At 67.7% G+C, this 19,108-nt stretch carries 14 protein-coding genes; 12 read left to right on the top strand and 2 right to left on the bottom strand.

What is annotated here, in order from left to right; translation table 11 throughout:
• The 4 genes from EV138_RS06680 (at nt 1) to EV138_RS06695 (ending at nt 4,196) form a co-directional block, all read left to right on the top strand.
• Nucleotides 1–885, top strand: coding sequence for a carbohydrate ABC transporter permease (locus tag EV138_RS06680; RefSeq protein WP_133977540.1), 885 nt, complete (start codon nt 1–3; stop codon nt 883–885).
• Nucleotides 886–907: 22 nt separating this feature from the next.
• Complete coding sequence (gene xylA, locus EV138_RS06685) at nt 908–2,071, top strand: xylose isomerase (protein WP_133977541.1); 1,164 nt, start codon at nt 908–910, stop codon at nt 2,069–2,071.
• Nucleotides 2,072–2,236: 165 nt separating this feature from the next.
• On the top strand, nt 2,237–3,409 hold the full coding sequence (locus EV138_RS06690) for a winged helix DNA-binding domain-containing protein (RefSeq protein WP_133977542.1): 1,173 nt from the start codon (nt 2,237–2,239) through the stop codon (nt 3,407–3,409).
• Between the two features lie 28 nt (nt 3,410–3,437).
• Complete coding sequence (locus tag EV138_RS06695; RefSeq protein WP_133977543.1) at nt 3,438–4,196, top strand: maleylpyruvate isomerase family mycothiol-dependent enzyme; 759 nt, start codon at nt 3,438–3,440, stop codon at nt 4,194–4,196.
• Between the two features lie 100 nt (nt 4,197–4,296).
• Here the strand turns inward: EV138_RS06695 and EV138_RS06700 are convergent, their stop codons facing one another.
• On the bottom strand, nt 4,297–5,385 hold the full coding sequence (locus EV138_RS06700; protein WP_202866637.1) for an alpha/beta hydrolase: 1,089 nt from the start codon (nt 5,383–5,385) through the stop codon (nt 4,297–4,299).
• Nucleotides 5,386–5,437: 52 nt separating this feature from the next.
• On the opposite strand from EV138_RS06700, the gene EV138_RS06705 reads away from it, so the two are divergent.
• The 4 genes from EV138_RS06705 to smpB all read left to right on the top strand — a co-directional run bounded on the left by EV138_RS06705 (nt 5,438) and on the right by smpB (nt 13,071).
• A complete protein-coding gene (locus EV138_RS06705) occupies nt 5,438–5,734 on the top strand; it encodes a PadR family transcriptional regulator (RefSeq protein WP_133977544.1) in 297 nt (98 codons plus the stop codon).
• Nucleotides 5,731–6,492: a hypothetical protein gene (locus tag EV138_RS06710; RefSeq protein ID WP_133977545.1), complete on the top strand. Its 762-nt coding sequence runs from the start codon at nt 5,731–5,733 to the stop codon at nt 6,490–6,492. The genes EV138_RS06705 and EV138_RS06710 overlap by 4 nt, the downstream gene beginning before the upstream one ends.
• Before the next feature lie 402 nt (nt 6,493–6,894).
• Complete coding sequence (locus EV138_RS06715; protein WP_133977546.1) at nt 6,895–12,414, top strand: PKD domain-containing protein; 5,520 nt, start codon at nt 6,895–6,897, stop codon at nt 12,412–12,414.
• Nucleotides 12,415–12,591: 177 nt separating this feature from the next.
• Complete coding sequence (smpB, locus tag EV138_RS06720; protein ID WP_133977547.1) at nt 12,592–13,071, top strand: SsrA-binding protein SmpB; 480 nt, start codon at nt 12,592–12,594, stop codon at nt 13,069–13,071.
• Nucleotides 13,072–13,394: 323 nt separating this feature from the next.
• On the opposite strand, the gene EV138_RS06725 is transcribed toward smpB, so the two are convergent.
• Entirely contained in the window at nt 13,395–14,438 is a 1,044-nt protein-coding gene (locus EV138_RS06725) for a LacI family DNA-binding transcriptional regulator (protein WP_133977548.1), read from the bottom strand.
• A gap of 101 nt (nt 14,439–14,539) precedes the next feature.
• Between EV138_RS06725 and EV138_RS06730 the strand changes: the two genes are divergently transcribed.
• Genes EV138_RS06730 through EV138_RS06745 form a run of 4 tightly spaced genes read left to right on the top strand, consistent with a single transcriptional unit; the run spans nt 14,540 to nt 19,106 of the window.
• Nucleotides 14,540–15,406 carry a carbohydrate ABC transporter permease gene (locus tag EV138_RS06730; RefSeq protein WP_166678515.1) on the top strand — a complete coding sequence of 289 codons (867 nt, stop codon included), beginning with the start codon at nt 14,540–14,542 and terminating at the stop codon, nt 15,404–15,406.
• The gene (locus EV138_RS06735; protein WP_202866638.1) at nt 15,403–16,269 is read left to right on the top strand and encodes a carbohydrate ABC transporter permease; all 867 of its coding nucleotides are present in this window, start codon (nt 15,403–15,405) and stop codon (nt 16,267–16,269) included. Before EV138_RS06730 ends, EV138_RS06735 begins: the two co-directional genes overlap by 4 nt.
• A 31-nt stretch (nt 16,270–16,300) precedes the next feature.
• Nucleotides 16,301–17,719, top strand: a complete 1,419-nt coding sequence (locus tag EV138_RS06740; protein WP_133977549.1) for a ricin-type beta-trefoil lectin domain protein — start codon at nt 16,301–16,303, stop codon at nt 17,717–17,719.
• Between the two features lie 31 nt (nt 17,720–17,750).
• Nucleotides 17,751–19,106, top strand: a complete 1,356-nt coding sequence (locus EV138_RS06745) for an ABC transporter substrate-binding protein (RefSeq protein WP_133977550.1) — start codon at nt 17,751–17,753, stop codon at nt 19,104–19,106.
• Nucleotides 19,107–19,108: the final 2 nt, after the last annotated feature.

Raw genomic sequence — 19,108 nt, forward strand, 5'->3', positions numbered from 1 at the left:
ATGGCAGTCCTGACCTCGAGTGCGGCGACCCGGCCGGCCGGATCGAACCCGGTGGGGATGCGCCGGCTCACCCAGCTGAACTGGTTCGGCGGTGCGGCAGGCTGGCTCTGGCTGGTGATCGTCCTGGTCCCGCTGTACTGGATCGTGGTGACCAGCTTCAAGGACCAAAGCGCGTTCTTCACCCAGAACCCGTTCGCCCTGCCCGCTGATCCGACCATCGAGAACTACCGGCTCGTGATCGAGTCCGACTTCCCGCGGTACTTCGTGAACAGCGTGGTCGTCACGGCCGGCACGATCATCCCAGCGGTGGCGATCTCCTTCATGGCCGCCTACGCCATCGTCCGCGGCGCGGGCAGCCGGCTGCTCGCCGGCGTGAACGGGCTCTTCCTGATGGGACTGGCGATCCCCTTGCAGGCGACCATCATCCCGGTCTACCTGCTGATCATCAGGATGCACCTCTACGACAGCCTCCTGGCCCTCATCCTGCCGTCGATCGCCTTCTCGATCCCACTGTCCGTGCTCGTGCTGACGAACTTCATCCGCGACGTTCCGAAGGAACTGTTCGAGTCGATGCGCGTCGACGGCGCCAGCGAATGGGGCATGTTGCGCAAGCTGGCCCTGCCCCTGACCAGGCCGGCCCTGGTGACGGTCAGCATCTACAACGGGCTCGGCGTCTGGAACGGGTTCCTCTTGCCGTTGATCCTGACCCAGAGCCCGGACAAACGCACGCTTCCCCTTGCCCTGTGGACGTTCCAGGGGCAGTACAGCGTCAACGTGCCCGCTGTACTGGCGTCCGTAGTACTGACCACACTTCCCATCGTCATCCTGTACGCGCTCGGGCGTCGCCAGTTGCTCAGCGGTCTGACAGCCGGTTTCAGCCGGTAACCCCATCAGTAGGAGGAGCACCATGACCGATGCCGACTTCACGCCCACGCGCGAGGACAAGTTCTCGTTCGGCCTGTGGACTGTCGGCTGGCAAGGCGTCGACGTTTTCGGTGGCGCGGTCCGGCCGGTGCTCGATCCGGCCGAGGCTGTGCACCGGCTCAGTGACATGGGTGCCTACGGCATCACCTTCCACGACAACGACGTCTTTCCCTTCGGGAGTTCGGTCGCCGAGCGCGATGCTCACCTGAAGCCGTTCCGGTCGGCGTTGGAGGAGACCGGCCTGGCCGTTCCGATGGTGACCACGAACCTCTTCTCCCACCCGGTCTTCCGCGACGGCGGCTTCACGAACAACGACCGCGACGTCCGCAGGTACGCGATCCGCAAGACCGCCGACCAGCTGGATCTCGCGGCCGAACTGGGGGCGGAGACGTTCGTCGCGTGGGGCGGCCGGGAGGGTGCGGAATCGGGCGCGGCCAAGGACGTGCGGGCGGCGCTCGACCGGTACAAGGAAGCCTTCGACATCCTCGGGTCGTACGCGATCGAGCAGGGCTACGACATCCGGTTCGCGATCGAGCCCAAGCCGAACGAGCCTCGCGGCGACATCCTGCTGCCGACGATCGGTCATGCGCTGGCGTTCATCGAATCGCTGGAGCACTCCGATCGGGTCGGCCTCAACCCCGAGGTCGGGCACGAGGAGATGGCGGGGCTCAACTATGCGCACGGGCTCGCCCAGGCGCTGTGGCACGGCAAGCTGTTCCATGCCGACCTGAACGGCCAGAACGGCCCGCGCTACGACCAGGACCTCCGCTTCGGGGCCGGCAATGCCCGGGGTGCGTTCTGGACCGTCGACATTCTGGAGAACGGTGGCTACGAAGGGCCGCGGCACTTCGACTTCAAACCGCCGCGGACCGAAGACATGGACGGCGTCTGGGCCTCGGCCGCAGGCTGCATGCACAACTACCTCGTACTACGCGCCAAGGTGCGCGCCTTCCGCGCCGACCCCGAGGTACAGCAGGCGCTGCTCGATGCCCGGCTCGACCAACTCGCCCAGTCCACCCTGTCCGAAGGCGAGACGATCGCCACCCTCCGCGCCGAATCCTTCGACCCCGACGAGGCCGGCCGCCGAGGCATGGCCTTCGAACACCTCGACCAACTGGCCCTCGACCACCTCTACGGCACCCGCTGACCCCGACCGTCAGCCGGCCCGAGTCCTGCGCGCCGGCTGACGGTCGCCCTCCGCGCCTCCTGGCCGCGGACAGTCGCCGGCCGGCGGCGATGGGCGCGCCGCCGCCGGCGACACACACGCAACCACCGGCATCCACACTCGACAGTTGGCATTTAGGGTGGGCGGATGGTGGTTACTGGGCGGGGGCTCAATCGGGCGACGTTGGGGCGACAGCTGCTGCTGCGGCGGGAGCCGCTGGGTGTCGTGGAGGCGACCAGGCGGATCGTGGCGATCCAAGGGCAGCAGGCCGCGTCGCCGTACATTGCGTTGTGGAATCGGATCGACGGGTTCGAGCCGGATGACCTCGATGCGGCGTTCGCCAGTCGGGAGCTGGTGAAGGCGACGCTGATGCGGTTCACCTTGCACGTGGTGCATTCGGAGGATCATCTGCCGATGCACAAGGCGATGCAGCCGTCGCTGCGAACGAGGCTCGGCGACGCCCGCTACACCGAGGCAGGGCTGACCCGCGACGACGCCGACGCGGTCATCGCGAAACTGCTGGAGTTCCTGGTGGAGCCGAGGTCGAACGCGGAGATCGAAGCCTGGTTGCAGGACCAGATCGACGGGCCGCCGAAGAGCATGTGGTGGGCACTGCGCGCGTTCATCCCGGTGCTGCACGCGCCGACCGGTGGACCGTGGGCCTACGGATACCGCCCCGCCTACCGGGCAGCCGTGGCCACTCACGCTCCACTCGACACCAGCGCGTCGGACGCCGCGCTGCAAACCCTCGTCTGGCGCTATCTGGAAGGCTTCGGCCCCGCGACCATGGCAGATGTCGCCCAGTTCGCCTCGGTCCAGCGAGCCCGTGCCCGAGCAGCAATAGAGGCCCTCGGCAACAAACTCGAGATTCTGGAGGGACCCGACGGCAAGGACCTGTACGACGTACCGGGCGGTCTGCGACCCGACGACGACACGCCCGCGCCACCGCGGTTCCTGCCGATGTGGGACAGCACGCTGCTCGCGTACGCCGACCGCGGACGCCTCGTACCAGCGGAGTACCGCAAGATCATCACCCGGACCAACGGCGACACGCTGCCGACACTGCTCGTCGACGGGTACGTCGCCGGCGTCTGGCGCACCGTCGACGACGGCATCGAGGCGACCGCCTTCCACCAGCTGCCCGCGAAGGTCTGGAAGGAGCTCGCCGTCGAGGCGCGCGCCCTCACCAAGTTCCTCGCCAAACGCGACCCGCACCCGTACAGCCGCTACCACCACTGGTGGGCCAAGCTCCCCGACTACGAGACCCGCGTTCTCCCGCGCGATGTCAAGAAGCGGCCGTCCGCTCCGACCCAGGCCTGACAGCCCCGATGAGCGGAGGAGACCCACGATGGACTACCACGAGTACTGCGACCAGATCGTCGCCCAGGCCAGCCTGCTCGCGCAGCACCTGATCGACGCCGATCTCGTTACACCGGTGCCGACTTGCCCGGGCTGGACGGTCGGCCAACTGGTCCGGCACGTCGGCGGCGCTCATCGTGAGGCCGAGCAGGTGGCCCAGAAGGGCCGGCCGCCCGGGCAGGACGACTTCCGGGACCCGACGCATTTCACCGACACCGATCCTGGACAGCTCGGTGCGTGGCTGGTCGAGGGCGCCAATCGGCTGGCGGCCGAGTTGCGCGCTGCCGGACCGGACAAGGCGGTGGCCACCCCGGTGGCCGACCAGACAACGAAGTTCGTAGCTCGCCGGATGACCCACGAAACGGTCATGCACCGGGCGGACGCGGCGCTCGCCCTCGGATCGGAGTACCGGCTGGAGCCAGGGATCGCCGCCGACTCGATCGACGAGTGGATGGAACTCTGCGCGCTACCGCTGCATTTCGAGGTCCATCCCTGGATGCGCGAGTTGCTGGGTCCCGACCGGATCCTGCACTTCCATGCCACCGATACGCGGACAGACTGGCTGGTCGACCTCACCGGCGACGCGATCGCCTGGCGGCACGCCGATGAGGAAGCAGCGGTCGTTGTCCGCGGCACCGTCCTCGACCTGCTACTGCTGATCTACAAGCGCCGCCCCGTCGAAACGGTCGAGGTCCGGGGCGACCGCGAACTGCTCGGCTTCTACCTCGATCGCGTCAGCTTCGGTTGAGGGCTAGCAGAGCGCGAGACCTGGCAGCGGAGTCCCCTGTACTACGTGGTTCACGAAGCCGGACACGTCAGCGTTCTCCTGCGTCAGCACCTTCCGGCCATCAGCGTTGCCGAGAGCAAGGAACTTTCGAAGCGGTGCAGCCAGGTAGTAGATGCCGTAATCGGTGAAGTTGAAATGCCGCGCCCCGGTGATCGTCGAGCACCACGACGGTCCGGAACTCGCTGTCAGCAAGCGCTTCGCTCGATCGACGTCGTCCTTGTTCTCCACCGCTGCCGGACCGCACCTGCCCGTGATGCAGGAGTCCTCGGAGCCGAGCAGCAGCATCGGCGCCTTCACTCCGGCAGTGACCACGTCGCCGAACTGGCTGCCGTCCAGGTCGACCGCTCCCCCGCAGCGAGCGTCCAGCCGGCAGGCCCTCCAGCGAAGCCGCGCCGCCGAACGAATGACCCACATAGACGACTCGCGCCACGGTGTCGACGCGCCCCGCGAGCAATCCACCTGCCGTTGCGACCTGGTGAGCCGCGAACCGGGCATCGGCGGCCCACGTCATCACCAGCCGATCTCCTTCCGAGACGGCCGCGGGGGTGTCGCGGCCCAAGTCCTCGGGGTTGGCCGCTTTCAAGCTACCGACCACCTGCCCGTCCAGCACGGTCAGGTTCGCGCTGTACGTCGGAGTGACGCCGGCGACCAGGTAGCCATGACTGGCAAGGTCTTCAGCCAGTACTGCGTACTGCGGCGCCGAGAACCCCATCCCCGGTTCCAGTACGACGACCGGATGCCGCCCGGTCGCCACCGGGACGTCCCGCAACGCGTTGTCCCGCAGCGACTCGAACCGCCCCTCGAACGGCGCGATCGGCCCCTGCAGGTGCAGGCCGTCCCACAACCCCGGCGCGTACTCGGCTCGCTGCCCGCCGGCGTCTGCCGCGGCCGGATACCAGAGCCAGACGGACAGCTTCCGCGGCAGCCCCGCTACGAACGGATCCCGTCGTGCGGTGTCCGTCCACTCGAAGGTCGTCCGGCCGACCTTGTACTGCCCGGTCGGCGCCGGCAGCGCGATCGGATCCGACCGGCGGGACAGCACGTAGCCGAAGTAGCCGATCCCGGCGGCCAGCACCAGCAGCACCAACGCCGCCGTACCGGCTGCCAGTCGCCGAAGCCATCTCCTCCGACCACGCTGCTTGGTTCCCATGGCGCCCAATAGTACACATCACGTACTACGCGGAACGTAGTACCGTAGGTTCATGAACGGCAACGACGCCCAGACGCTGGTGCTCTGCGTGCTCGCGGACGGGCCCCAGCACGGCTACGCGATCAACACCGCGATCGAGGAACTCACCGGCGAACGGCTCGGCCCCGGCAGCCTGTACGGCGCGGTCAGCCGGCTCGAGGCCAAAGGTCTGATCGAGTCGCTCGACGAGACCGGCCGGCAGCGGCCGCTCCAGCTCACCGACGCCGGCCGCAAGGCGCTGACGCAGCAATTGCGGGCGATGGCCAAGGTCGCCGAAACAGGTCTTCGCAGTCTCGGCCTCGCGACATGAAGCTCGCCGGCGCCCTGATCAGGCTCTACCCGAAGTCGTTCCGCGACCGGTGGGAGGACGAGCTTCGGCTCGAGGCCCACGCCGCCGGAGCAAGAGGCCTCCCGGACCTCGCGGCGGGAGCCGTCAGCCAATGGCTTCATCCGGCCTTGTGGCCCGCAACCCGACCTGACCAGCGCTACGGCCGAGCGACCGCCTCGCTGACGGCCGTCACCCTGGGCACCTGGCTGCTCGCCTATCTGACCGGCGAGCAGGACAAGACGGCCATCCCGCACGGACTCGACGCCGCCGCCTATCTGATGGTGTTCGCGATCGTCCTGAGCTCGCCCTGGCCGAAACTGACAGGCGCGGCATTGACGACGCTGGCCAGACGCGGCTTGGCCCGGCTGGCTCTCCCCCTCCTGGTCGGCGCTGCCGTGGTGGTCATCGCGAAAACGACCGCCGGACCAGTCACATATCCGGCCCGGCAGCTCCTGCCGGCCATGTGGTGGGCCAGCCTGCTTGCTTTCGCTGTCCAGGCGCCCCGCGTGATCACCGACGTCTGCGAGCACGCCGCACGCCCCGCCGGCCCGGCCCGGTTGCGTACGTCGATCGACCTGGTCACTGCCGCGAACCTCGCCATCGCGGCCACCATCCTCGCCCGCGCGGCGAGCAGTCGTCACTTCCTGCCCGCCGCTACCGCGGTGATGATCGCCGTCCTGACGATCCCCGCGCTCTTCACCCGGCGGGATCTGAGCAGCTTGCGCGGATCCATCCGCTGACCACCGGCCGCCGCGAGCCAAAGCTGGAAAAAGCGACGAAAATCAGTTCCTGAAATACCTCGGGAAGCGGCACCGAATGACCTAACAGCAGCCGCTAAAACACTTACGCTCGGTAGTGAGAACAGCCCGATCTGCCGAATCGGCGCCGAAACTCTTGCACGCAGCGTGGCGGAATGCCATTGTCAGCCCTGGGGATCCGGGGGGCGGATCTTTGGGGTGGATTCTCGGTCACTGGGGGGTGGCGAGCAGTGTCGGTCGACGACGTCTTTGTCACACGCGTGCCTGCGGCCGCTACGGCAGCCGGATTCCAGCCAAGTCACGCCTCACCTACGGGAACTCCAGCAACGGCCTGGCAGCTTGCCGGGCCGCGTCCTGTTCTCTGAATCTGGTTGGTGAGTGATTGTGTCCCAGCTCTTCGCTCGATCCGTTCGCGGCCGGAGGCGTCCGGTCAGTCTGCTGCTCGCGGCGCTGATCGCCCTGGTCCCGGCACTGACGTTGACCGCGGTCCTCGCGGGGTCGGCCTCTGCCGCCACCGGACAGATCTCCTTCGTCGCTGCCACGAGCAACGGTGGAAACCGGACCGCGCACACGGTCCGGGTGCCCGCGACCGCGCAGCCGGGAGACGCTCTGGTCCTGTACATCACCACCAACGAGACAGCCAGCGTCATGAACGACACGCTGGCCGGCTGGACGTTGCTGCAGTCCCGCAACGGCAACGGTGTCCGCGGCCGGCTGTGGACGAAGACGGCTGTCGCCGCCGACGTCAATGCCAACGTCACGGTGACGACCAGCCTCGCCGCCAAGTCCGTGATCGGCGTCGCCGCCTACCGCAGTACGGGGAATGCGACCGTGTCGGCGTCGGCGGTCGGCGGTGTCGACACGACCGCGACCTCGCACACCACTCCGGCTGTGGCCGTCGCCGACACGAACTCGTGGCTGCTCAGCCTGTGGTCGGAGAAGTCCTCGGTCGACCCGATCACCTGGACCCTCCCGGCCGGCGCGACCTCCCGTACGACGGCTGCCGGTACCGGCTCCGGCAAGGTCAGCGCGGTGCTCGGCGACTCCGCCGGCGCAGTCCCGACCGGTACGGCGGCAGGCCGGACCGCGACGACCAGCGCGGCGACCTCTCGCGACGTGATGTTCTCCGTCGTGCTGAACCCCGGCCAGACCGCGGACCCGGTGAACCAGCCGCCCGTGGCCGCCTTCGTCTCCAGCTGCAACGGCCTGGTCTGTGGCTTCAACGCCTCGGCTTCCAGCGACCCGGATGGCAACACGCTCACCTACGCCTGGAACTTCGGCGACGGCCAGACCGGTACCGGCGTCAACCCCAACCACACCTACGCGAGTGACGGTGCCCGCACCGTGACCCTGACCGTCAGCGACGGCAGCCTGTCCGACACCGAGACCAGCCAGGTCAGCCCGGTGGCCAACGTCAGCCAGGGCGAGGTCTCGTTCGTCGGTGCTGCCAGTACCGCGGGCAACCGGTCGGCCCACTCGGTCAAGATCCCCACCACCGTGCGGACCCAGGACCGCCTGCTGCTCTTCCTCACCACCAACGACACCGTCAGCACGATCACCGACACCGTGCCCGGCTGGACTCTGCTGCAGAGCCGCGACGGCAACGGAGTCCGGGGCCGCGCGTGGACGAAGCAGGCCACCGCTACCGACGCCGGTAGCGACGTGACCGTCAACGGCAGCGCTCTGACCAAGTCCGTGATCAGCGTGGCGGCGTACCGCAGTACCGGCCTCGCGACCGTCTCGGCGTCGGCCATCCGCGGCCTGGACACCTCGTCGGCCAGCCACGCCAGCCCGACGGTCACAGTTGCCAAGGGCAACTCCTGGCTGGTGAACGTCTGGAGTGAGAAGTCGTCCACCGACCCGATCACCTGGACCCTGCCGGCCGGCGTGACCTCCAGGACGACGGCCGCGAGCACTGGCACCGGCAAGACCAGCTCGGTCCTCGGCGACTCCAACGCGAGCGTCCCGATCGGCACCGCCGCCGCCCGGACGGCGACCACCAGCGCGGCGACTTCGCGCGACATCGACTTCTCGGTCGTCCTCGACCCGGGTCCGGACGCGTCCGGCACCAACGAGGCGCCGATCGCGGACTTCAAGACCGGCTGCGCGACGATGACGTGTGAGTTCGACGCCAACCTGAGCTTCGATCCCGACAACGACCCGCTGACCTACAGCTGGAACTTCGGCGACGGCCAGACCGGCACCGGGGACAGCCCGGCCCACACCTACGCCACCGTCGGCACCCGTACCGTCACCCTGACGGTCAGCGACGGCACCCACACCGCCACCAAGACCGGTACGGCGGTCACCACGGCCAAGCTGCCCGGCCCGGGCCACAACCGGATCGTGCCGGACATCCCGCGCACCAACATGCCGCTGATCAGCGACGGCGAGATCTGGGACATCGAGATCGTCGGCAACCGCGTGTACGTCGCGGGTGGCTTCACCTCGATCCGCAACCAGGTGACCGGTAACACCACCAGCTACGCGCAGGCGAACCTGGCGGCGTACGACCTGTCCACCGGTCTGGTCGACCCGACCTTCCGCCCGGTCTTCGGCGGCGGCGGTGTCGAGTCCGTGGAGGCCTCACCGGACGGCACGAAGCTGTACGTCGCCGGATCCTTCAACGCCGTCAACGGAGTCACCAAGCGCGGCGTCGCCAGCCTCAGCCCGACCACCGGCGCACCGGTCACCGGCTTCACGGCCAACACCGACGTCAAGGCGACCGAGCTGGCCGTCACCAACTCCACGGTGTACATCGGCGGCCGGTTCAGCACGGTCAACGGCGTACCGCGGAACGCGCTCGCCGCGGTCGACGGCGTCACCGGCGTGGTCCGGGCCGACTTCGTCAACAACATCACTGGCGGCATCGGCAGCAACGGTGAACTCACCGTGCAGCGGCTCAAGCTGACCCACGACGAGGGCACGCTGATGGTGGTGCACACCGGTCGCCAGGTCAACGGCCAGGACCGGTACGGCATCGCGCTCATCAACACGCGCACGAGCAAGCTGCTGCCGTGGCGGACCCGGCTGTGGGACGACAACCTGCAGTTCGTCGGCGGCATCCAGCGCATTTACGGCGGCGACATCGCGCCCGACGATTCGTACTTCGCTGTCACCAGCGGCTCGGGTGGCGACCGGCCGCCGATCAACGACACCGTGGTCGCCTACTCCTTCACCGGCGGCGACAACGTCCAGCCGCTGTGGATCGCACGCAACTTCGACTCGACGTACTCGATCGCCATCTCCGAGGTCGCGGTCTACATCGGCGGCCACTTCGCCTGGAACGAGTCCCCGACCTCGCCGCAGCCGTGGCCCGGTCTGGACGACGTCGGCTACGGCACCGGCCAGGGCCTGTCCGGCTACGGACTCGGCGACGCCGTCGTCCACCGCGAGCACATCGGCGCGCTGAACCCGGTCGACGGTACGGCGCTGGACTGGAACCCAGGGTCCAACTCCTTCGAGGGCAACAAGGCGATGGAGCTGACGCCACGCGGACTCATCACCGGCGGTGACGCGACCACCCAGGGCGAGTACAACGTCGGCCGGATGGCGTTCTACGACTTCAATTCGGTCCCGGCCGCCAACGGGGTGGAGACCACCATCACCGACCCGATCGAGGGCCGGGTGAAGCCGATCAACACCGAGTTCACGATCACCGGCAACGCCTCGGCCAACCAGGGCCGGACGGTGCAGCGGGTCGAGGTCGAGATCCAGGACCGGGACAGCCGGCGGTACCTCAACGACGACCTGACCACCTGGGGATCGACCACCAGCAACACGATCAACGCCACCCTGGCAACGCCGAACGCGGCGTCGACGGGCTGGTCGCTGCCGCTGACGATCCCGCAGAACCGCGCGCTGAAGGTGCTCGCCCGCACGATCGCGAACACCGGTGCCGCGGACAACTACAAGGCGACGAAGAAGTTCGAGACCTTCGGTACTTCGGACGCGCCACCGGACACGACGATCACCGGACCGACGACGAGCGTGGTCCCGACGACCACTTTCGAGATCACCGGCCGCGCCACCGACGACCTCGGCGTGAACTCGCTGAGCCTGACGCTGCGCGACCTCAACAACCGCTATCTGCAGAACGACGGCTCCGTCTCGCCGACGTACAACGCGTTCCGGGTCGTGCCGGACGTCGTGGGCGGGACGAACACCACCTGGTCGTACGAGGTCACGGTGCCGACCGAGGGAACCTGGCAGGCACAGGCCAGAGCCACCGACACCACCGGCCAGTCCGATCTCGACACCGCCGACCGGTCCTGGCTCGTGTCCGACACGGCCATCCCGCCGACGGTCTCCATCACGGCGCCGGTCGCGATGACACCGCCGCTCACGGTCCCCACGGTGACCGTGGCGCCGGGTGGTCAACTGACCTTCGCCGGTACGGCGAACGACGACCAGCAACTGGACACGGTCGAGATCCAGCTGCGCAACAGCACTACCCGCGAGAACCTCGGCTCCGACGGCGCCTGGGGCGTGGACGTCATCCAGGGCTGGTACCGCGTCTCGCCGGTGCACATCAACGCGACCAGCTACAACTGGACGTACACGACACCGTTCAACCTCAAGCCGGGGACGTACAGCTTCTCGGTCCGGGGCACTGACCAACTGGGTCTGTCCACCGCCAACAACAACCAGGGCCGGCTCACCATCAGCGCCCAGATCCCCGGTGACAGTCCGCCGGACACCACGATCACACCGACCGGCACGATCACCGGCCTGCAGGTTCTGCACCTCGACCTGACCGGTTCGGCGACCGATGCGCAGGGGGTGTCCGAGGTACGGGTCTCGCTACGGGACAACGACACCAGTCGCTACCTGCAGCCCAACGGGACGATGTCGGCGAACTTCGCCACCTTGCCGGCGAACCTGGCATCACCGGGTGCCACGAGTACGACGTGGACCTTGCCGATCAACCTGCCGACCCAAGGTGACTGGTCGGTGACGGCGATCGCCTACGACACCGCCGGCCAACAGGACCTCTCGACCACCGGAGCGACGTCGCGGTACCCGATCTATCCGGGTGACACGCCGCCGGTCCTGAACGAGAGCCTGCTGACCCCGACCGAGGGCACCACCTTCGTCGACGGCAAGGTCTTCATCTCCGGCCGCGCCGAGGACGACCAGGCGATGCAGCGGGTCGAGATCGCCATCGTCGACTCGCTCGGCCGGTACATGGGATCAAACGGCACCTTCACCAGCACGAACGCCAGCTGGCGGACCGCGTTCCTGACCAGCCCGGGTACTCCGGGTTCGAACTTCTCCTACACGTCACCGGTGATCCCCGACGGCGCGTACACGGTTCGGGTCCGGGGCGTCGACCAGCACAACTTCGTCACGGCAGTGCCGTCCGAGCGGCACGTGACGGTCACCCACCCGGCGAACAACCCGCCGGTGGCAGCGTTCACCGTGTCGTGCAACCAGAACGTCTGCACGTACGACGCTCGCAGCTCCACCGACGAGAACCCGACGGCCCTGACGTACTCCTGGAACTTCGGCAACGGCACCGGTAGCGGACCGTTGGTGGACAGGACCTACACCAGCGCCAACACCTACACCGTCACGCTGACCGCCACGGACGAGTGGCTGTCGACCAGCACGGCCACCCAGACGGTCACCATCACCGAACCGACGAACAACGTCGCTCCGGTCCCGGTGATCAACCCGCCGGTCTGCTCCGGACTGGTCTGCAACATCTCCGGTGCAGGGTCCGCCGATCCGAACCTCGGCGACACCTTCACCTACCGCTGGGACTTCGGTGACGGTACGGCGGTGAGCACGTCGTCCGCCCCCAACCACACCTTCCCGGCAGCCGGCACCTACACGGTCACGCTGACCACGACAGACGGCTGGGGCAAGGCAGCCAGCCTGACCAGACAAGTCACCGTCTGACCTAACACACAGAGGGGCGCCGGCAAACCCGGCGCCCCTCTCCCTTTACCTGCCGCAAGCGACGCCCCACGCCACGGCGATCGGGTGCCGGCCCAAATCTCTGAGCTCCGATTCGCCAGACCGGCCGGCTCGTCATCGGTTGGCTCGCGGGTACGGGCCTCGGGGCAGAATGTGCATGTGAAGAAGCCTGAGGTCGACCCGGTGGTCGCGCGGAACCGCAAGGCTGCCCATGACTACCAGCTAGGTGAGTCCTGGGAGGCGGGGATGGTGCTGCAGGGTCCGGAGGTGAAGGCGCTCCGGGCCGGGCGCGCGTCTTTGGTCGGCGGTTTCGCCATGGTCGAGAACCGGGAGATCTGGCTGCACGGCGTGCACATTCCGCAGTACTCGCAGGCCCGGTGGTTCAACGACGGTTCGCGCCGCAAGCGGAAGCTCTTGCTGCATCGCGCGCAGATCGACAAGATCGAGCGCAAGGTCAACGAGAGCGGCCTGACGATCGTCCCGGTGGTCCTCTACTTCAAGGACGGCCGCGCGAAGATCGAGATCGCGCTGGGCCGCGGCAAGAAGACCTGGGACAAGCGACAGACACTCGCCGAACGCGAGGCGACCCGTGAAACCGAACGCGCAGTCAGCCGCCGCTTGAAGGGCCACCGAGACTGATCAACGATTGCCCCCACGAGCCGGGGGGTGGGGTTGGCGCTGGGGCCGGCTGCGATCGGCTGGCCGGTTTGGCGCATCGGAACTGGAAGGTCTGGCCGGCCCCGGCGCATCGACCCAAAGGTCTGGCCGGCCCCAGCGCATCGGACCCAAAGGTCTGGCCGATCCGGCGCATCGGAGCTCAGAGGTCTGGGCCTGCAGCCGACCGCCGCGGCCCGCCGCTGCCCAGCATCGCGACGGAGGAGCGGGCGTTCGGGGTGGGCGGGAGCCAGACGCCGAAGGTCGCGACGGAGGAGCGGCCGTAGGCGGCGGCGTGGGTGGGCAGGTCAGCTCCGGGGTGGCGCTGTGCTTTCTCGGACAACCAACTCGGTTGCCACGGCGACTGGTTGGTGGTGGTGTTCGCCGGCCTGGATTTCGCTGATGAGGGCGTCGACGCTGCGGCGGCCGACCTCGGCGAAGAACTGGCGGATCGTTGTCAGGGGCGGCCAGAAGTGAGCTGCCTCCTCCATGTCGTCGAAGCCGACGACGCTGACGTCGCCGGGGATCGACCGGCCGTGCTCGTGCAGCGCGCGGAGCAAACCGAGCGCCATCTGGTCGTTGGCGACGAAGACCGCGGTGACGTCCGGGTCCGCGGCGAGCTGGTGACCGGCTTCGTACCCCGAACCGGCTGACCAGTCGCCCGTCAGCACCGGCGGCACCGGGCAGCCGCGGTCCATCAGGGTCTGCCGCCACGAGCGCAACCGGCGCGAAGCGGCGAAGGACTTCGCCGGACCGCCGAGGTGCCAGACCGTCCGGTGGCCAAGGTCCAGCAGGTGCTCGGTCGCGAGCCGGGCGCCCTGGGCCTGGTCGGTGTCGACGATCGGGTAGTCGAAGTCGGCGTTCGAGTCCACCACGACCACCGGCAGCCCGTCGGGCAGCTGCACCTCGGCCTCGTCGAGCTGGTGCGCCTCGATCAGGATGACCACGCCGTCCACCGCCTGCTCACCGAGCCGGTTGAAGGCCCGGTCGAAGGCGCCCGACAGGGTCCCCTGGGTGGCGTTCAGCACGGGGATCAGGTTGACGGCGTACCCGCTGCTGGTGGCGGCTGTGGCGATCGCGTCCAGGGTGCGGGTGTTGCCGAAGCTGGACAGCTCGAAGACGATCACGCCGATGCTGCGGAACTGCCCGTTGCGAAGCGCGCGGGCGGCGCTGTTCGGCCGGTAGCCGACCTCGCGCATCGCCGCCAGCACCCGGTCGCGGGTGGCTTCGTCGACGTTGTGCCGGCCGTTCGCGACCCGCGAAACCGTCTGCCCGGAGACACCGGCCAGGCGGGCGACGTCGGCCATCGACGGCCCGCGCCGTCGGCGCAGCAGCGGTTCCTCCGCGGTCATCGGCCACCTCCTGGTGTCTCGCTGACTATAGACATGTTGACGTAAACACGTTAGCGTCCCGGCGAGTCATGTTGACGTAAACATCGGAGGACGGCGACCAGATGCACCGAGATACCAAGGGATGGGTCTTCGTCGGTCCGTTCCTGGCCGTGTTCGCGCTGACTTTCCTGGCGCCGATCGGCTACGCGATCTATCTGAGCCTGTTCCGGGAGCAGGCGTTCTTCGGCGGGAACGTGTTCGTCGGCCTGGACAACTACGCCGACGTGATCGCCGACTCCAAGTTCTGGGAGTCGTTCCTGCGGGTGCTGACCTTCCTGGTCGTCCAGGTGCCGGTGATGCTCATCCTGGCCCTGCTGGCCGCGCTCGCGATCGACAGCGCCCGGCTGCACGGAGCGAGCTTCTTCCGGATCGTCATCTTCCTGCCGTACGCCGTACCGGGTGTCGTCGCCGTCCTCATGTGGGGCTTCATCTACGGCGACAACTTCGGCCTCGCCGCCGATCTCAACAACCTGCTCGGCAGTACGGCGATCAAGCCGCTCAGCGGGCACTGGATGCTTCCGTCGATCGCCAACATCGTGACCTGGGAGTTCGTCGGCTACAACATGCTGATCTTCTACTCAGCGCTGCGGACCGTGCCCGAGGAGTTGTACGAGGCGGCCGCGATCGACGGTGCGAGCGCGTTGCGAACCGTCCGCGCGGTCAAACTGCCGGCCCTGCGCGGAGCGGTCGTGATCGCCACCATCTTCTCGATCATCGGCAGCTTCCAGCTGTTCAACGAGCCCAACATCCTGCGCACGCTGGCGCCGAACGTGATCACGACGTACTACACGCCGAACATGTACGCCTACAACCTCTCCTTCGCCGGCCAGCAGTTCAACTACTCCGCGACCGTCGCCATCGTGATGGGCGTCATCACCGCCGTCATCGCGTACGTCGTCCAGCTGCGCGGTTCACGGGAGGCACTGTGAGTACCCGGACGTCACCGCTGCGGCCCAGGCGGTCTCCCCTGCTGACCGGGCTGATGATCCTCTATCTGGTCTACACCCTCGTCCCTTTGCTCTGGCTGTTTCTGAGCGCCACCAAGACGCAAGGCGATCTGCTCTCGAGTCCCGGGCTGTGGTTCGGTCACCGGTTCGCGCTGTTCGCCAACATCCGCGACACCCTGACCTACAACGACGGCATCTTCCTGCGCTGGCTCGGAAACACCTTGCTGTACGTCGTTGTCGGAGCAGGCGGGGCGACTCTGCTCGCGACGGCGGCCGGCTACGGGCTGGCGAAGTACAAGTTCAAGGGCCGCCGCGCGGTCTTCGCAGTATTGCTCGGTGCCGTCGCGGTTCCCGGTACTGCGCTGGCCGTGCCGACGTTCCTGATGTTCTCCAATCTCGGTCTGACGAACACCGTCTGGGCGATCATCATCCCGTCGCTGGTCAGCCCGTTCGGCCTGTACCTGATGTGGGTCTACGCCTCGGACGCCATTCCGCACGACCTGCTCGAGGCGGCCCGCATCGACGGTGCCGGCGAGGTCCGGATCTTCTTCACGGTCGCGCTGCGACTGCTTGCCCCAGGCATCGTCACGGTCCTGCTGTTCGCGGTGGTGTCCACCTGGAACAACTACTTCCTGCCGCTGATCATGCTCAGCAAACCCAACCTCTACCCGCTCACCGTCGGCCTGACCCAATGGAGCAACCAGGCGACCGGCGTCGGTGCCCGCCCCATCTACAACCTGGTGATCACGGGGTCGTTGCTGACCATCGTGCCCTTGGTGGTCGCCTTCCTCCTGCTCCAGCGGTTCTGGCAGTCGGGCCTGACCGCGGGCAGCGTCAAACAGTGAGGTGTCAATCAGTGAAGGGAATCCGAGTCTGATGAAAACTGCACTTTGGCGAAGAGTCCTGACCGCGGTCGTCCTGGTGACCACCACGGCAGCGATCCCTGCGGCCGCCGCGGCGCCGAGCACAGGTCCGGCCGGGACCAGTGAGTTCCGGGGCGTGAACTGGGCGGATCCGCGCGACAACTACGCGTCCGACGCGGTCGTCCCGTCCGGGCTCAGCACCGCGGACAACTACGCGACGACGTACCGGAAGTCGACGGGCATCGTGCTGGAGTTCCGGCACGAGCTCAAGGCCAACACGATCCGGCTGCCGATCAATCCGTCCAGTGTCGGGACCGCCTGGTGGAAGTCCTACCAGGCCGCGATCGATGCCTCGGTCAACAACGGCTTCAAGGTCATCCTCAGCTACTGGGAGGCCAACGACGCCAAGGATGGCCGGGTCGACGACGCAGGAGCGTACGCCGCCATGTGGGACACCGTGGTCAAGAAGTACGCGAAGAACCCGCGGGTGTACTTCGAGCCGATGAACGAGCCGTTCGGCTACTCCCTCGACGAGTGGGTCGGTCTCACCTCGTCGTGGCTCGCGCGACACAGCAACGTCCCGCGCGGCCGCGTCGTCATCTCGGGAACCGGCTACAACGACAACGTGACCGGCGTCGGCGCGGCCCCGCAGTTGAAGGGAACCCTGCTGTCGCTGCACTTCTACGGCTTCTGGGCCTCCGACACGACCGAGGCCGCCTGGCTGGCGAACCTGCAGCCCCGGATCGGTTCGTACGGCTGGCGCACCATCATCGACGAAGCCGGCTCACCGATGACCATCGGCCTGAACTACGGCAACCACGAGGGCAACGTGTACACGGCGTACCTCGGCGCGCTCACCCAGACCGCGCGCGAACAGCACATGGGCATCGTCTACTGGCCCGGCCTGCGCAACGGTGACTCGTACTCGATGACCACCCAGGTCGCCGAGAACGACCTCGTGGTGAACAGCCGCAGCGGTCTCGCGCAGTTGCAGTGGGGCTGGGGGCTGCTCAAGACCGAGCCGTCCAACAACCTGCCGCCGGCTCCTCCCGGTGAACCGCTGCGAAGCGTGGCCGGCGGCCGCTGCGCCGACGTACCGGGCTTCTCCACTGCTCCCGGGACGGCGCTGGATCTGTGGGACTGCAACAACGGTGGCAACCAGTCGTGGAACTACACCGCCGACAAGCAGTTGATTGTCTACGCGGACAAGTGCCTGACGATCGGCGGCGACGGATCGAGTGCGGGCAGCCCCGTCACCATCGAGAACTGCACCGGCGCGTCGACGCAGGCATGGGATGTCCGCGCGGACCTGTCGGTGGTCAGCGTCGGCCACCCGGATCTCTGCCTCGAGGCCGTCGGTACGGACAACGGATCGCCGGTCGCTGTGGGGACCTGCAACGGGCAAGCAAATCAGCAGTGGACGCGCTCGTAGCGCTCGTCCTTCATCAGTGAAAGGAACACCCATGAAGACCAGTCATCGGCACGGCCTGAGGCGACTCGTCGCCGTCGGCGCCGCCGTCACGGCCGCGTCGGTCCTGCTGGCCGCTTGCGGCAGCTCCGACAAGACGGCCGCCGGCAGTGGTCAGGCGCAGGGGTCGCCGGATGCTGTCAACGCCGCCCTCGAGAAGGGCGGGACGATCACCTACTGGAGCTGGACGCCGTCCGCCGAGGCGCAGGTGAAGGCCTTCGAGCAGGCGTACCCGAAGGTCAAGGTGAACTACGTCAACGCCGGTACCGGCAACGACCAGTACACCAAGCTGCAGAACGTGATCAAGGCCGGCTCCGGGGCACCGGATGTGGCCCAGATCGAGTACCAGGCGCTTCCGCAGTTCGCCCTGCCGGGCTCGCTGGTCGACCTGCGCCAGTACGGCTTCGACAGCTTCCAGTCCGCCTACACGCCGTCGACCTGGACCGCCGTGCACGCCGGTGACGGTCTCTTCGGGCTGCCGCAGGACTCGGGCCCGATGGCCCTGTTCTACAACAAGGAAGTCTTCGACAAGTACGGCCTCACGGTTCCGAAGACCTGGGACGAGTACATCGCCCAGGCCAAGAAGCTGCACACGGCGGACCCGAAGAAGTACCTCACCAACGACACCGGTGACGCGGGCTTCGCCACCAGCATGATCTGGCAGGCCGGCGGCAAGCCCTTCAGTACCTCGGGCAAGAACGTCACCATCAACCTGCAGGACGCCGGGACGCAGAAGTGGACCGGGGTCTGGAACCAGCTGGTGACCGGCGGCCTGCTCGCGAACATCCCCGGCTGGTCCGACGAGTGGTTCAAGGCCCTCGGCGACGGCACGATCGCCTCGCTGTCCGTCGGCGCCTGGATGCCGGGTGTGCTCGAGTCGTCGGTGAAGGGCGGCGCCGGCAAGTGGCGGGTCGCCCCGCTGCCGACGTACGACGGTCAGCCGGCCACCGCCGAGAACGGCGGCAGCACCGAGTCGGTCCTCAAGCAGAGCGCGAACCCCGCGCTGGCGGCCGGCTTCGTGCGCTGGCTCAACCACGACGGCGGCGTGAAGCCGTTCCTGGCCAGCGGCGGCTTCCCGTCCACCACGGCCGACCTCGCCGACCCCGCGTTCCTGGACAAGAAGAGCGCGTACTTCGGTGGTCAGCAGATCAACCAGGTCCTCACCAGCGCGGCCGGCTCGGTGGTCAAGGACTGGAGCTACCTGCCGTTCCAGCTCTACGCCAACAGCATTTTCGGCGACACTGTCGGTAAGTCCTATCAGGCCAAGACCGACCTCGACGGCGGGCTCAAGGCCTGGCAGGACGCTCTGGTCAGCTACGGCAACCAGCAGGGCTTCCAGGTCAACGGCTGACG

Source organism: Kribbella voronezhensis, from assembly GCF_004365175.1.
GTDB classification, from domain to species: Bacteria; Actinomycetota; Actinomycetes; order Propionibacteriales; family Kribbellaceae; genus Kribbella; species Kribbella voronezhensis.

Bases quoted from the DNA above. Each gene is read 5' to 3' on its own strand.
- EV138_RS06725 (WP_133977548.1), bottom strand. From the start codon at position 14,438: ATGACCGCGGAGGAACCGCTGCTGCGCCGACGGCGCGGGCCGTCGATG.
- EV138_RS06730 (WP_166678515.1), top strand. From the start codon at position 14,540: ATGCACCGAGATACCAAGGGATGGGTCTTCGTCGGTCCGTTCCTGGCC.
- xylA (WP_133977541.1), top strand. From the start codon at position 908: ATGACCGATGCCGACTTCACGCCCACGCGCGAGGACAAGTTCTCGTTC.
- EV138_RS06705 (WP_133977544.1), top strand. From the start codon at position 5,438: ATGAACGGCAACGACGCCCAGACGCTGGTGCTCTGCGTGCTCGCGGAC.
- EV138_RS06700 (WP_202866637.1), bottom strand. From the start codon at position 5,385: ATGGGAACCAAGCAGCGTGGTCGGAGGAGATGGCTTCGGCGACTGGCA.
- EV138_RS06695 (WP_133977543.1), top strand. From the start codon at position 3,438: ATGGACTACCACGAGTACTGCGACCAGATCGTCGCCCAGGCCAGCCTG.
- EV138_RS06710 (WP_133977545.1), top strand. From the start codon at position 5,731: ATGAAGCTCGCCGGCGCCCTGATCAGGCTCTACCCGAAGTCGTTCCGC.
- EV138_RS06690 (WP_133977542.1), top strand. From the start codon at position 2,237: ATGGTGGTTACTGGGCGGGGGCTCAATCGGGCGACGTTGGGGCGACAG.
- EV138_RS06745 (WP_133977550.1), top strand. From the start codon at position 17,751: ATGAAGACCAGTCATCGGCACGGCCTGAGGCGACTCGTCGCCGTCGGC.
- EV138_RS06740 (WP_133977549.1), top strand. From the start codon at position 16,301: ATGAAAACTGCACTTTGGCGAAGAGTCCTGACCGCGGTCGTCCTGGTG.
- EV138_RS06680 (WP_133977540.1), top strand. From the start codon at position 1: ATGGCAGTCCTGACCTCGAGTGCGGCGACCCGGCCGGCCGGATCGAAC.